The sequence below is a fragment of the Rossellomorea sp. GCM10028870 genome, assembly GCF_042666755.1.
Classification (GTDB): domain Bacteria; phylum Bacillota; class Bacilli; order Bacillales; family Bacillaceae_B; genus Rossellomorea.
The window spans coordinates 26,057-40,180 of record NZ_JBHTGN010000002.1; the positions used below are offsets into that span (position 1 = coordinate 26,057).

Annotated in this window: 14 protein-coding genes; 7 read left to right on the plus strand and 7 right to left on the minus strand. The window is 42.7% G+C overall.

Going from position 1 to position 14,124, the window contains the following annotated elements:
* Nucleotides 1–11: 11 nt before the first annotated feature.
* On the minus strand, nucleotides 12–425 hold the full coding sequence (locus ACFQWC_RS11010) for a hypothetical protein (protein ID WP_299745041.1): 414 nt from the start codon (nucleotides 423–425) through the stop codon (nucleotides 12–14).
* Between the two features lie 43 nt (nucleotides 426–468).
* A complete protein-coding gene (recX, locus tag ACFQWC_RS11015) occupies nucleotides 469–1,275 on the minus strand; it encodes a recombination regulator RecX (protein WP_299745039.1) in 807 nt (268 codons plus the stop codon).
* A gap of 90 nt (nucleotides 1,276–1,365) precedes the next feature.
* On the opposite strand from recX, the gene ACFQWC_RS11020 reads away from it, so the two are divergent.
* The 3 genes from ACFQWC_RS11020 to ACFQWC_RS11030 all read left to right on the plus strand — a co-directional run bounded on the left by ACFQWC_RS11020 (nucleotide 1,366) and on the right by ACFQWC_RS11030 (nucleotide 2,760).
* A complete protein-coding gene (locus tag ACFQWC_RS11020; protein ID WP_299745036.1) occupies nucleotides 1,366–2,271 on the plus strand; it encodes a TIGR01777 family oxidoreductase in 906 nt (301 codons plus the stop codon).
* Nucleotides 2,272–2,342: 71 nt separating this feature from the next.
* Complete coding sequence (locus ACFQWC_RS11025; protein ID WP_079531092.1) at nucleotides 2,343–2,468, plus strand: YfhE family protein; 126 nt, start codon at nucleotides 2,343–2,345, stop codon at nucleotides 2,466–2,468.
* Between the two features lie 106 nt (nucleotides 2,469–2,574).
* Entirely contained in the window at nucleotides 2,575–2,760 is a 186-nt protein-coding gene (locus ACFQWC_RS11030) for a YfhD family protein (RefSeq protein ID WP_044339722.1), read from the plus strand.
* A gap of 96 nt (nucleotides 2,761–2,856) precedes the next feature.
* On the opposite strand, the gene ACFQWC_RS11035 is transcribed toward ACFQWC_RS11030, so the two are convergent.
* Nucleotides 2,857–3,351 (minus strand): DoxX family protein, encoded by a 495-nt coding sequence (locus ACFQWC_RS11035; protein ID WP_299745014.1) that lies wholly within the window; start codon nucleotides 3,349–3,351, stop codon nucleotides 2,857–2,859.
* A 319-nt stretch (nucleotides 3,352–3,670) separates the two neighbouring features.
* Here ACFQWC_RS11035 and ACFQWC_RS11040 point away from each other — a divergent pair, with 319 nt between their 5' ends.
* Both ACFQWC_RS11040 and ACFQWC_RS11045 read left to right on the plus strand, forming a co-directional pair.
* Nucleotides 3,671–5,293, plus strand: a complete 1,623-nt coding sequence (locus ACFQWC_RS11040) for an ABC1 kinase family protein (protein WP_299745012.1) — start codon at nucleotides 3,671–3,673, stop codon at nucleotides 5,291–5,293.
* A gap of 65 nt (nucleotides 5,294–5,358) precedes the next feature.
* Nucleotides 5,359–5,541 carry a hypothetical protein gene (locus tag ACFQWC_RS11045; RefSeq protein WP_299745009.1) on the plus strand — a complete coding sequence of 61 codons (183 nt, stop codon included), beginning with the start codon at nucleotides 5,359–5,361 and terminating at the stop codon, nucleotides 5,539–5,541.
* A 155-nt stretch (nucleotides 5,542–5,696) separates the two neighbouring features.
* Here ACFQWC_RS11045 and ACFQWC_RS11050 read toward each other — a convergent pair whose 3' ends face one another.
* Together ACFQWC_RS11050 and ACFQWC_RS11055 are read right to left on the minus strand one after the other, a co-directional pair.
* A complete protein-coding gene (locus tag ACFQWC_RS11050) occupies nucleotides 5,697–6,020 on the minus strand; it encodes an MGMT family protein (protein WP_299745006.1) in 324 nt (107 codons plus the stop codon).
* Nucleotides 6,017–7,786, minus strand: coding sequence for an ABC transporter ATP-binding protein (locus ACFQWC_RS11055; protein WP_299745003.1), 1,770 nt, complete (start codon nucleotides 7,784–7,786; stop codon nucleotides 6,017–6,019). The genes ACFQWC_RS11050 and ACFQWC_RS11055 overlap by 4 nt, the downstream gene beginning before the upstream one ends.
* Before the next feature lie 148 nt (nucleotides 7,787–7,934).
* Between ACFQWC_RS11055 and ACFQWC_RS11060 the strand changes: the two genes are divergently transcribed.
* A complete protein-coding gene (locus ACFQWC_RS11060) occupies nucleotides 7,935–8,681 on the plus strand; it encodes a Cof-type HAD-IIB family hydrolase (RefSeq protein ID WP_377107312.1) in 747 nt (248 codons plus the stop codon).
* A 116-nt stretch (nucleotides 8,682–8,797) separates the two neighbouring features.
* The gene (locus tag ACFQWC_RS11065; RefSeq protein WP_299744998.1) at nucleotides 8,798–9,310 is read left to right on the plus strand and encodes a CBO0543 family protein; all 513 of its coding nucleotides are present in this window, start codon (nucleotides 8,798–8,800) and stop codon (nucleotides 9,308–9,310) included.
* A gap of 138 nt (nucleotides 9,311–9,448) precedes the next feature.
* Here the strand turns inward: ACFQWC_RS11065 and ACFQWC_RS11070 are convergent, their stop codons facing one another.
* Both ACFQWC_RS11070 and ACFQWC_RS11075 read right to left on the minus strand, forming a co-directional pair.
* Nucleotides 9,449–11,578, minus strand: coding sequence for an ATP-dependent Clp protease ATP-binding subunit (locus ACFQWC_RS11070; RefSeq protein ID WP_299744995.1), 2,130 nt, complete (start codon nucleotides 11,576–11,578; stop codon nucleotides 9,449–9,451).
* Between the two features lie 389 nt (nucleotides 11,579–11,967).
* Entirely contained in the window at nucleotides 11,968–14,019 is a 2,052-nt protein-coding gene (locus tag ACFQWC_RS11075; RefSeq protein WP_299744993.1) for a catalase, read from the minus strand.
* Between the last annotated feature and the right edge of the window lie 105 nt (nucleotides 14,020–14,124).

A 14,124-nucleotide genomic window follows, 5' to 3' on the forward strand; every position in this document is an offset into this window, starting at 1 on the left:
TGCCTTCTCATTTATGGAGCAAAGGGGAAGAATATAAAGGCCACGATAAATAATAACACTGGCACTAAAAATACAGCGAATGCATCAATAACCACTAAAAATGCCATCCAAACCCAGCGGATACCGTCTTTTCTTTTTAGAAACTGCTGAATCATCCGGGTGTTCACGAGGATGAAGAAGATCGTCAAACCCAAAATAAAAAATGGCATCACCCATTTCCCCATGGTTTCGGCGTATCCTAGGTTATACCACTCTTGTTTCCCCAGTGAATAGAAGCCAGTTTGGACTTTAATGATGATTTCACCAATAATAAATAGAATGGCTGCCCCCACCACTAATCCACCTGCATATAGCTTAAATTTTTTAGTCGTACCGATTAGCAGCAACAGTGTTAAACAAGCAAATAGTATCGTGAAAATCTCCACCAGGCTTCCCCCTTGTAGTTCACTCTATCTTGAAAACCAAAGATCATTCTTCATTTTCTTTTAACTCTTCTAAAAGTCTTTCAATGTCCTCCATTGAAAAACCTTTTCTATATAGCGTTTGTTTCATTTTTTGGACATACTCATATCCATCATATTTAGAACTAAGTTTTCTATGAGCCTTTAGCCCTTGGTGATAGACGGCATCCCATTTTTCATCGTCATCACGATCAGATTCCACTGTCTCCCAGACAATTTTCATGACAGAACCAGGATAACCTTTTCGCATCAGGTTTTGTTCAATTTTTTGCCTGGCGATCATTTTGGAATCTTTCCGGTACTTTTGAAGAAGTTTTTCGGTTAGTCCGACCGCCTTGTCTACCTGCTTCTCTTCGGTAAATACAGCAAGGGCCTCTTCGATATAAGGGTCATCCACCCCTTTTCTTCTTAATTCCCCGCGGATCCATGTCGGACCCTTATCAGAGGTATTCATGTGGGTCCCGACAAAAGCGTGGGCGAATTCTAAATCATTGATGTATTTAATATCATTTAATTTATGAATCACTTCCTGTATGACGCCATCTTCAGGATCACCTTCTTGTAAATGGTCCCTAATTTCTTTTTCCGTACGCATTCGATAGGCTAAATACTGAATGGCTTTATTGAATGCTTTTTTCACATCGTCTTCGTACTGTAGCTCGGAGATTTCAAGCTCATCGACTTCCAATCCTTTTCTGAGCTGGAACTTCGCCAATACTGCTTCATCGACACTGAAAGAATATTTTCCATCTATAAATAAATTGTAACGCTCATCGTTCTTTACTTGCTTCGTTATTTTCGTAATCTTACCCATTTTTTCCACCTCATAGTAATCCTAACACATTCAGCATATGTTTTTTATTCTGTAGATAGGTAAAATAATATGTATATTGGAGGGATGATGATGAAGATCGCTATAACAGGTGGTACGGGTTTTGTCGGTCAGGCTTTGACGGATGAACTTCTCGAACACCATCACGAAGTAATGATACTTACCCGGAACCCGGATAAATACGACAATCGTTCAGGTGTTACCTACGTAAAATGGCTGTCCGACGGTGCGAAACCCGAAGATGCGCTCGAAGGAATCCAAGCCTTCATTAACCTTGCAGGGGAATCCATCAACAGCGGCCGCTGGACGGATGAGCGTAAAAAACGAATCATCAATAGCCGAATCAACTCGACTCAAGAGGTAATGAACATTATTAAGGCACTGAAAGAGAAACCCGCGTGTCTTATTAACGCAAGTGCAATCGGCTACTATCCTTCTTCAAAAACGAATACGTATACGGAAGCGTCAACGGAAACGGCAGACAACTTTTTAGGAGAAACCGTTCAAATATGGGAAAAAGAAGCGAGCAAGGCGAATCAGTTGGATATCCGGGTTGCATATGCTCGTTTCGGAATTATACTGGGAGAGGAGGAAGGCGCCCTCCCTCGTATCGCTCTTCCTTATAAAATGTTTGTGGGAGGAACGGTTGGGTCCGGTGACCAATGGATGTCGTGGGTCCATATTAAAGACATTGCAAGAGCGGTGCATTTCATTGTTAAAACACAATCCATCTCGGGACCGGTGAATGTGACAGCACCCTCTCCCGTTACCATGAAAGAATTCGGGAAAACACTCGGGGCCGTGCTTGGCAGGCCACACTGGATTCCTGTCCCTTCCCTTGCTTTAAAAGTAGCAATGGGTGAAATGAGCGCCTTAGTGCTAGAAGGCCAAAAAGTACTTCCGAGTGTCCTTTCAGAAAACGGTTTTCAATTTGAATACCCTGAATTAAAAAGTGCCTTGATTGACATTTATCATTAAAACACAGGTATGCCCCCTTCTTTTCAAGGCAAAAATAGAAGTAATCTTGAAAAGAAGGGATGTACATACGAATGGATAATAAGAAAAAGAAAGACAAAAACAAATCGGTTCTATCCAGTGCCCAGGAAGTAACGTATTCACGAGAATTCAAAGCAGCTGATCGTGCAGGCGGCTTCAGCTCCAAAGCCCATAGATAGACAATTATTACCTAACTAAAAACCCTTACTTTGAAGAAGAATAAAGGTACAGACTCCTTAGTCTGTACCTTTATTTTTTTAACCAACTGAAAAGGGGATGTTCATATTGGGCAGATCACGCGGAAATAGTAAACGAGGAAACAAAAACAGCTTGCCACAAACACCCGCTCAGCTCAAATCTGACGGTGTTGACGAAGAGTTCTCACGTGAACTTGCCGACCAGGCTGATATGGAAGCACAAGCTCGCGCCAATGCTGCCAACCAGCGTGCACGAGTGAAGAAAAACCAATAGTGCACTCCCTGTAGGTAAAAAAAGATAGGTTCTGAGGAATTCATTAAGAAACCACCCATGAGAAACCATCATGGGTGGTTTTAATTAAACGTACTATCATACCACGATCGGCTTTTTATGCTGTTTAGGAAGAACCATATGTTTCAGGTATGGTAACACCCATCGGTCAGCTCCCCAACAGAAAGCCCCTCTGCCGGCAAATAGAAGTATGATGGCAACTGTGTAGAGAACTGGATTCGTGCTCACTGTACCCGCCAATAAGAAATTTAAGTTCATGAATGCTCCTGCGACTAGTGCAGGTATTGTCATGAATCCGACAATCAAACCAGCTCCCACCAGCACTTCTCCCCAAGGAATCAAGATGTTGAATAAATCTACATTGGGAATAGCGAACCCTTTTAGAAATTCTGCGTACCACCCTTGAACGGCTGGATGATCTCCCGTCGCCTTAGCCAATGCTCCTTGCAAGAAGCCGGTTGCATCAAAACCATCATTCACTTTGTGCCAACCCGCTTCCAGCCACTGAACGCCCAACCAAATTCTAATCACTGTCCAAACCATGCTCACCTTTTGATTTTCCCACCATCTCATGATGGATCATCTCCTTTTGGATGTATATTGTGAAATATTTCACAAGTGTGATTAAAAAAACAGTTGATCAAAGTTTGTGATGGTTTCGATTTGATAGCTGTTTTGTTTGTGAAATTTCTCACATTCCCTTTACACTTATAATATACCTCTTCTCCCTCCTTATTGCAATAGGCTTTTAAGCAGTTCACAAAGGTGTCAAAATACCATAAAAATCGAATGAAAAAAATGTAATATTTTGATTATAAGTTAGAGAAACTTTCTTCTTTTTTATCCGTATTACATAATAGATAGAGATAGTCCAGTTACGGGGGATGAAACGATGAAGTCAGAGAAGAAGTTTTGGAGAATGTGGAAGGTACTATCACTGGCTCTTTCCATCGTAGTAAGAGTCTATTGGTACCGTCTTCGCGGTAAGTCCCAATCGGAGAAAGATAAGCTTTGGGAAAAGATAGGAAAAGAGTTTAAAGAGACCTTATTTGAATTAAATGGTGTTTTGATCAAGGTTGGACAGCTCCTCAGTATACGTGAGGATTTACTGCCGAGAGGATTTATTAATCAAATACAGGATCTGGTCGATCACGTTCCTCCTTCACCATGGGAGGAGATTGAAAGGGTTCTGGAACGTGAATGGGACAGCTCAGTGACTACTAAGGTTCAGGCCATCGACCAGGAAGCTGTTGCATCAGCTTCTATAGGAGAAGTATATAAGGCGACGCTGTCAGATGGTAAGCAAGCAGCTATCAAGGTGCAGCGCCCTGAGATTCCTTCCCTGGTGAAGACGGATTTCCGCTCCCTTGCCATCATTATTTGGTTTGCCAGACATTTCGCACCTGTTCCAAAAGGGTTCATTGATTTCAAAATGCTTTATCAGGAATTGAAGCTGGTCATCGAGCAAGAGCTCGACTTTTCAAAGGAAATGAACACGGCCATTTCATTTAAGCAGCGGTTCAAGGACCATCCTAACGTGAAGATTCCTGCTATGTACCCTGAACTTTGTACAGATAAAGTATTGGTGATGGAGTGGGTGGATGGCGTTCGATTGAATGACCGAAAAGCATTTGAGTCGTATGGATTGGACGGTCAGAAGTTAGCTCAGGAATTGTTTCGCCTCTTCATTCCCCAATGGCTCGAGCCAGGAATCTTCCATGCCGACCCACATGCAGGGAATATACTGCTTCAACCGGATGGTACCTTCGTTCTCCTTGATTACGGAATGATCGGGGAAATTTCGAAGAGAGATTCCACTCACTTTCAAGATCTTCTGGAAGGAATCCTACTAAAAAATTTCCGGAAAGCAGCAGAAGCGCTGGCTCAATTAGGGTTCTTGCTTCCTGATGCAAGTCCGAAAACGATAGAACCCGTACTAAAGGAGTTTGTCACACTCGATATGGAGCAGTTCAAACAGATGGATCTGCTAACCGTGAAGAAAGAAATAAATGATATGGTGAAATCATTACCTGTACAAGTGCCTACCCGCTTCATCTTTTTAGGTCGGTCTTTTGCAACCATAGAAGGACTTGTCCATACATTGAGTCCCGATGAGGAAACCCTCGATGTCGTCAAACCCGCCTTCATGGATTGGATAAAGGATAGTAACACAAACAAGTGGGAGCTTCTCATGAAATGGATAAGTGCTCAGCCCTTGTTTCAAACGGTGCAAAAAGTCCGTCAGCTCCTGGACGTACCGGAAAAAGCACTCGAGCAAAAGGATCATCATCAGCAAAATGAGTTTCAATTTGTGGTATTTGAAAACCAGAAGAAGCAGGCTTTCATCCTTCTACTCTTCAGTGGTGTTGGCGCCTTCACAGGAATGGGATTCGACGTGGATTTCATTTGGCAAGGTAGTTTCGTCGTATCTGGATTAAGTTTAGTTGGTTATTTGTTTATCAGCTTCCGACAAAAACGTTGGCTGAAGAGACTTAGGAATGGACAGCTGAATTAATAAAAAAAGGTAACCTTGAATTTAGGTTACCTTTTTTATGGTAAAATATAGAAAGGAGGGATACCATGACAAATCCTAAAAAACCGTTTAATGATGTAACTGACCATTTGTCAAAAATCGAAGGAGCCTCCATGAGTAAACCCGAAATGGGGAGTCTGCCATTGGGAATCCGGATCATCGGATACGTGATCATTGGATTCACAGCCCTTACATCTTTATTTGTCATTGTTTTCGGCTTTCTTGATTGAAGCCTGGTTAAGATTTTGACATAGAGATGCCACAATGGAATCGGCCGGTACCGTTAGCCTGAACCAATAGAAATTAACTTTTTAGCTATGCAATTTTGAGGTGAGGAGTAATTTATGCGTCATTTTGAAATTATTGGAATTGATCACCCTTATCATTAAATGTCCCACTCCGGTTCGGGCTCATACCGATACTCCTCTAACCTGATCCGATTCTTCCCTATGAAATGAACCCCTTCAGCTTCCAAACATAGCCTTTGGGTCATCGCTTGCTCTTCATCCCCGAATCCAATTTCCCCCTTGCTATTCAAAACCCGGTGCCAGGGAAGTTTATACTTTTCACTCATGGAATGAAGAATCCGTACGATCTGCCTGGCAGCTCTTGGACTGCCTGCAAATGAAGCTATTTGACCGTACGTCATCACTTTTCCAGAAGGGATGCTCTGTATGATTTTTACAACTCGTTCAGTAAAAGGTTTCATGTTAATTTACTTCCTGCATCAGGATGCTCCCCTACCCTTAACTGCTGTCTCGCAAAGTCGCGGTATAAAGCATGGGAAGTAAACAATTCCTCATGTGTCCCCACTCCGGTCACCTTTCCTTTTTCTAAAAAGACAATTTGATCGGCATCCACGATGGTGGATAAGCGATGGGCAATCACGAGGGTGGTTCGTCCCTTCATTAAGTTCTTTAGGGCTTCCTGAACGACAATTTCTGATTGACTATCCAGGCTTGAAGTGGCTTCATCCAGCATGAGGATATCAGGATCCCTCAATAGGGCTCTTGCGATGGCAAGTCGTTGTCGCTGTCCTCCTGAAAGCTTGATTCCTCTTTCTCCTACTTCTGTTTGATAACCGTTAGGGAGTTCCTTAATAAATTCATGGGCATAGGCCATTTTTGAAGCGGCAATCATCTTTTCCTCTGATATATCCCCATCGAGCCCGTAAGAGATATTGTCCCCTATTGTGCCTGAATAGACCGGGCTATCCTGGGAGACGTAGCCAAGAAGTTCCCGCCATGATTTTAGCGAGTATGAGCTGATTGTATCTTCCCCCAAGAGAATGGCTCCTTGCTGGGGCTTATAGAACTGCTCTATCAATGAAAAAAGTGTCGTTTTCCCACTTCCACTCGGACCTACGATGGCCGTAACTTTCCCTTTTTCAGCCCTTATCGTCACATCCTTTAACACCTTCTCCCCCTCTTCATACCCAAACGTCACGCCATTAAGAACCAGGGCACGATCTGTTTGAGGAACGGACCTTCCATCCTCAAGGTTTTCTTCCTCTAAATTGAGAATCGATAACACTTTCTCTGTTGCTCCCACAGTTTTCTGGAATTGAGTTACAAACACGATGATCTGGGTGATCGGCATGATAATCTGAAAGAGGTAGATAAAGAAAGCAACAAGCTCCCCGGCCGTCATGGCCCCAGAAGTCACTCGAATACCACCGAACCCAATGATTAGGACAAGAACGATGATAATTAAAGAAGAAACGACCGGCGACATTAACGCTTGTATGATCCCTTCTTTTAATCCGAGGACATAAAGCTTCTTGATTCCTGTTTGACCTTTTTGAAATTCAATCCCCTCCGCATTGGATGACTTCACGAGACGGATTTCCGAAAGGACTCTCGTTAAGATAGCCGAGAAACTTGCAGTCTCGGTTTGCAATCCCCTTGAGATATCAGCCATCTTTTTGCCTATCGGGATAAGAAATAATAATGATAGTGGAATGATTGAAAACATCACCAAGGTAAGAGGCCAATCTAAATAAAACAGCACGATGATGGCACCTATTACAGAAATGATCCCTGTAATAAAGCCTGTCAGATGCTCGGTGATCAAGTTTTTGATCACTCCCGTATCACTGGTCATACGGCTGACCGAGTCACCCGTTTCATGCGAATCATAATAAGGAACGGGCAGAACCAGTAATTTTCTCCAAAGCTTCTCTCTCAAGGAAGCGATCACGTGCTGCCCGACCCTCGCCAATATGTAAACAGACACACCTCCCGCAATCGCTTGAACAAAAAAGGCAGCGATCATGCCTATGATGACCCCTTTGCTTAACGAATCTAAACTGAAGTCATCGATCAACTTACTTGTTAATAAAGGTATAGCAAGTCCCGCAATCGTTGTAAGTAGGCTCAAGAATAAAGAAATGCCAAACAGGGTTTTCGGTGGATCGGTTTCCTTTATTAAAGTAATAAGCTGCTTCCACTTACCCTTTTCATATGTAGACTCCATTGTTCTCTCCCTCTCAAATAGATACTCTTTTCTATTGTAATATGAAGTACAGTACTTAGGAAATAATACCTTCACTAAGTCGGCTCCCTAGAAGATTTGCTCCAATTATATTACACTGGAGATGAATGAATTAAAGGACGTGATAGGTATGATGGATATTAAATTAATTGCCCTGGATATGGATGGAACACTCGTAAATCACGAAGGAGAGGTATCTCCTGAAAACGCACAAGCCATTCAGCGTGCGAAGGAGAAAGGGATTCATGTGGTATTAAGTACTGGCCGCTCCCTTTTCACATGCCGGGATATTTCAGATGAGCTTGGCCGTTCATCTTATCTGGTGACTGTAAATGGCGGGGAAATTTACGATCATGAATACAATCTAGTAGACAGTATCCCACTTGATCTTGATCTTGTGAAACAGCTTTGGAAATTAAAAGAAGAGCATGATGTATACTTCTGGTCTTCCACTTCCCAAGGACTATTCAATACGAATAAGCCTTTTGATCAGGAAATCGATACCTATAACTGGCTGAAGTTTGGATTCGATATTCAGGATGATGACGTCCGCAAAGTCATGATGGACGAGCTGGTGAAAAATGAAGCACTGGAAATCACCAATTCTTCGCCGACGAATATTGAAATCAATCCTGCAGGGGTCAATAAGGCCGCAGCTTTGGTCAAGGTCTGCAAATGGCTGGACCTTTCCATGGATCAAGTCATGGCGGTCGGGGACAGTATGAATGATATAGCCATGATTCGTGAAGCCGGATTCGGAGTGGCGATGGGGAACGCACAGGAAGCCGTGAAGGAAGCCGCTGACTGGGTCACTGGCCTCCATACAGATCATGGTGTTGCCCAGGCGATTGATAGAGTACTGGCAGAAAAGGAATAAAACAACCCTATTAAAGTGCCTGATTCAATGAGAATCAGGCACTTTATCTATTCAGAAGGTCTATTCCACCTCCGATAAGTCCATACTGAGTAACAAAAACAAGGATTGTACTCAATATGTATCTAATTCTGGTAGTGGTTGTTTATCTTATTTTCGCCAAGCTTTTTGTTGATTGGAAACGCTGGAGGGAGTATTATCCAACGGTTCAATATTATATTATTTGCAATCTCTCCTATAACGTGCTCTTTTATAACCATACACTTTGGGAATATAAAGCTGTGACGGTCGATTGGCTTAATCATACGTTTATTGATCTCGTTTTCACTTTTTTTATCATTCCTGTCGTCATCATGATCTTTCTTCGTTATTTTCCATATAGAAAAAAGAAATGGCTGTATCTTGCCTGCTGGATTGCTTACTTCACGTTATTGGAATACCTTTTTCATAAAAAAGGACTGTTCCTTTATGAAAATGGCTGGAATTTAGGATGGTCTGCACTTTTTAATGTCATCATGTTTACAATCTTAGGATTGCACCATAAAAGACCGTTACTTGCCATCATTATTTCCGTACCTATAATCGCGATTTTATTACTCGTTTTCCATCCGTCTTTACAAGATCTAAAGTGAGGGTGTTTTTATGACTTCCTTTTCGACCCCTGTATTTATTGTCTTAGTTTTAGGAGTTTATTTAGCTATGGCAGTATATATCACTTTTTTGAAGAGGAAAGAATAGAAAAAGAAGCACCCAAAAGGATGCTTCTTTTCTTATTTGACGATGATCTCATCGTTTTCAAGTGAAATGACTACGTTGGTTATGCCATCTTCATCAAGAAGTAAGTCAGCGATTTTATCTTCCACTCTTTCCTGGATCACACGACGTAATGGGCGTGCACCGAATTCAGGATGATATCCCAGTTCAACGAGTTTACTCTTCGCATCTTCGTCGATGGTGACAGTAATCCCCTGCTCTTTTAGTTCAACCTTCAACTCGTCAAGCATAAGGTCAAGAATTTGAAGAAGCTCTCCTTTGTCAAGAGATTCAAATTCAATGATGCTGTCAAAACGGTTCAGGAACTCCGGCTTAAAGTAGGCACCGAGTGATTGCAGAATATTCGTTTCTTTAATCGCATCTGTGCCGCCTGTGTTAAAACCGACCACTGCTTCCTTCTTGTCCGTCACACCTGCGTTACTTGTCATGATGATCACAGTCTCTTTAAAGCTGACCGTTCTACCTTGACTGTCGGTGAGACGTCCATCTTCAAGAATTTGCAGGAACATATGCTGAACATCCGGATGTGCTTTCTCAATTTCATCCAGGAGAATGATTGAATAAGGGTTCCTTCTTACCTTTTCAGTCAATTGACCTGACTCCTCATGACCTACATAGCCTGGAGGTGAACCGATCAGTTTAGATACTGAGTGTTTCTCCATAAACTCACTCATATCTAATCGAAGCATGGAATCTTTAGAGCCGAATAACTCTTCTGCCAGTGTTTTCGTTAATTCTGTTTTACCTACACCTGTTGGTCCTACAAAGAGGAAAGTACCAATTGGACGATGCTTCGCCTTCAATCCTGCACGGCTGCGGCGGATCGCTTTCGCTACTTTTCTCACTGCTTCTTCCTGTCCGATTACTTTACCCGCCAGGTTTTCTTCCAGTGCTTTCATTCGTTTTCGATCATCACTTTGCAGCTTCCCAACAGGAATACCCGTTTTCGATTCAACGATCGTCTGAATCAGTTCTCTTTCTACAAATGCTTTAGAGTCTGACCCACCTTCACTAATTTGTCTTTCTAATTCTGCTTCTTGATCGCGAAGGATGGCAGCTTGTTCATAGTTCTCTTCTTTTGTTGCCAGATCCTTCTTCTCTCTTACATCGTTCAATTTTTTTAGGATGGCAGTCTTGTCTTTACCCTCTGACTGCAGATTGACTTTAGAACCTGCTTCATCCATTAAATCAATGGCCTTATCCGGTAAGAATCGATCCTGAATATATCGATGGGATAGTTTCACACAAGCCTCAATGGCCTCGTCTGTAAACTTGACTCCATGATAGTTTTCATATTTATCTTTTAATCCTCTAAGGATCTCAATAGCTTCTTCAGTTGTCGGCTCATTGACCAAGACCGGCTGGAAACGACGCTCGAGTGCTGCGTCTTTTTCAATTTGGCGGTACTCCTTCAATGTCGTAGCCCCGATTACTTGCAGTTCACCCCGGGCTAAAGCAGGTTTTAGAATGTTTCCTGCGTCCATGGAGCCTTCTGCGGAACCCGCCCCAACTAATTGATGAATCTCATCAATAAATAACATCACGTTCTTTCTATTCTGAAGTTCGCTGATGATGGCTTTTAAACGTTCTTCAAAAGAACCGCGAACCCCTGTACCGGCAGTTAGTGAAGCAACATCCATTACATACACTTCTTTATTTAATAACTTGGATGGTACATCACCTTCTACAATTTTAAGGGCCAACCCTTCAGCGATAGCTGTTTTACCCACGCCGGGCTCACCGATGAGTACAGGGTTATTCTTATTACGGCGATTTAAAATTTCAATGACGCGATCCACTTCTTTGTCCCTTCCGATAACCGGGTCAATCAAACCAGCTTTGGCTGCTCCTGTCACATTGCGTCCAAACTGATCGAGAACGCCATTTCCTCCATTTCCGCCTTGGGTTTGAGGAGATGATTGCTGATTGTGGAAGCCATGATTTTGGTTTCCACCCATGCTCATCCCTTTGAACAACTCATCAAACGGAAATCCTCCATGTATTCCAGAAGGCGTTTGCTGCTTTTGAAAGCAAGTTGAACACATCTTCATACTGGACTTATGACCATTCACTTGCTTATACACTTCAACTGTTGCTTGATTGTGTTGACATACTTGGCATTTCATTAAACATTACCTCCTGCAGTAGTGTTTTATATAAATAGTTTTGTAGATTGTATTATGGATAAGGTCAGTGTGTTTAGTATTCGTTTAAGCTGAGTTCGACTTTGACTTTCTTTGACCTTACAAACATAGTATACTTTGACCTTTTTTGACTTTCAAGATTTTTGCTTATGGGAATTTTTTCATTTTCAGTGGCTGATTGGCCTGTTGATTGCAGAGTATAGTAGGTGCAACGAAGTGAATCAAGTGATTGACTTGGACGATGCAAAAGTGGGAATTGACTTACACTGGCTTGGTTTTTCATTATATAAAAAATGCCAGACCTGAATGATCAGATCTAGCACTTCTCAACTAGTAGAGAGAGAATTACTCCACTTGCTGCCTATTAAATTTTATACTAATTCGCGATCCCAATGACGATGTGCTGAGATGGCTACTGTGAATTCTTTCGCAAATGACTTCATGTCTTCCCCAGTTACCACACCTGAGCCGCTGACACCTGCTTCTTCCAGCCAGTTGGTGCCCTGATGCGTAGCACCGATCGGTTTGAAGTGAGAATACGCTTCTTTGACAAAGTAGGTCGTATCTTGAGAGAACTTTTTATCTACATCCTCTCCACCTACTACATAAAGGCTATCAAACAATACAGATTCCCCTGTTAAGAAGGTATGGTCCACTTCAAGCTCCGTACCGTCATCCCCTTTTCTCATCCCCAGCTTGTCACTGATGATCTCCGGCTGGATGCCATCCTCTTTAAGTGCCGATAGAACCATTTTCACCTCTTCCCCTTTAAAGCCGTTTCCTACGATGACCCCTACTTTACGGGTAGCAGGTTTCTTGATCGTATTTTCCTGGCTTAAGGCTGGAGAGGATTTGGTTACTTTTGAACCTTCTCTGCTAGGAACTTTCGCGCTTATCGCTTCTGCAAAGCCTTTTGCCAGATCCAGGCTTACATTGGCAAACATGTCGACTACCTGCTGTTGAACCGATTTGCTCTTCACTTTTCCAAGCTCGAAACTGAAGGCTTGGATGATATGCTCCTTCTCGGGCTCACTCATGCTGTTCCAGAAAAGAGTAGCCTGTGAGAAGTGATCTTTGAAGCTTTCACTTCTTGCCCGGACTTTACGCCCTTCCATCTTCTCCTGGTAATGAGTGTAGCCTCCTTCTTCCTGACTCGCAGGGGCTGGTGTATTTTTAGCAAGTGAGTTGTTATGGTAGCTCACCTGACCCTTGTTAATCGTTTGACGGCCATATCCATCACGCTGATTATTATGGAATGGGCACACCGGTCGGTTAATCGGAAGCTCATGGAAGTTAGGTCCACCGAGTCGGATCAATTGTGTATCAGTATAGGAGAATAAGCGTCCTTGTAGTAAAGGATCATTAGAGAAATCAATTCCGGGAACAACGGATCCTGGATGGAAAGCCGCTTGCTCTGTTTCTGCAAATACATTGTCTACATTGCGATTCAAGGTCATTTTCCCAACGATTTTCACAGGAACTTCTTCTTCAGGCCATAGCTTGGTAGGATCAAGAACATCAAAGTCAAAGTTAAACTCATCTTCTTCCTTAATGAGCTGAATTCCCAGCTCGTACTCTGGATAATCTCCATTTTCGATGGATTCATACAAATCACGGCGGTGGAAATCCGGGTCTTTCCCGTTGATCTTCTGAGCCTCATCCCAAACGAGAGAGTGAGTTCCCAATACAGGCTTCCAGTGGAACTTCACAAAATGGGCCTTCCCCGAAGCGTTCACCAGTCGGAATGTATGGACACCGAATCCTTCCATCATACGGAGACTGCGTGGAATTGCCCGATCGGACATTGCCCACATGACCATGTGAGCGGACTCCTGGTTATTCGCTACAAAATCCCAGAATGTATCGTGGGCAGAAGCTGCTTGAGGCATTTCATTATGTGGTTCCGGTTTAAGAGCATGAACAAGATCCGGGAATTTAATCGCATCTTGAATAAAGAACACAGGAATATTGTTTCCTACAAGATCATAATTGCCTTCTTCCGTATAAAATTTCGTAGCAAATCCACGTGCATCACGCACAGTTTCTGCGGACCCCTTAGATCCCGCCACAGTGGAAAAACGAACAAAGACAGGGGTTTTCGTTGATGTGTCCTGAAGAAATTTAGCTCGTGTATATTCTTTCATGGAATCATAGAGTTCGAACTCTCCGTGTGCCGCAAAACCCCGGGCATGGACAATCCTCTCCGGTATACGCTCATGGTCAAAGTGAGTCATCTTCTCACGGAAGTGGAAATCCTCCATTAAGGTAGGTCCGCGTTCTCCCGCTTTCAAGGAAAATTCATCTTCTGATACCTTCAATCCTTGATTGGTTGTAAGATGCTTACCTTCGTCTTCTACGCGATACTGTTCAAGCTGTTCATCCTTGCTTTTCTCATTCACTTTCGTACGGCGATCGTCTCCCATTCTTTCATCCCTCTCAACGGTTATTAATGTTTACTATGTAAAACATTTCTGTTTGTTTTGTACCCTAGATGCTCATAATTAAACATTTATTGGATAGTTTGGAGT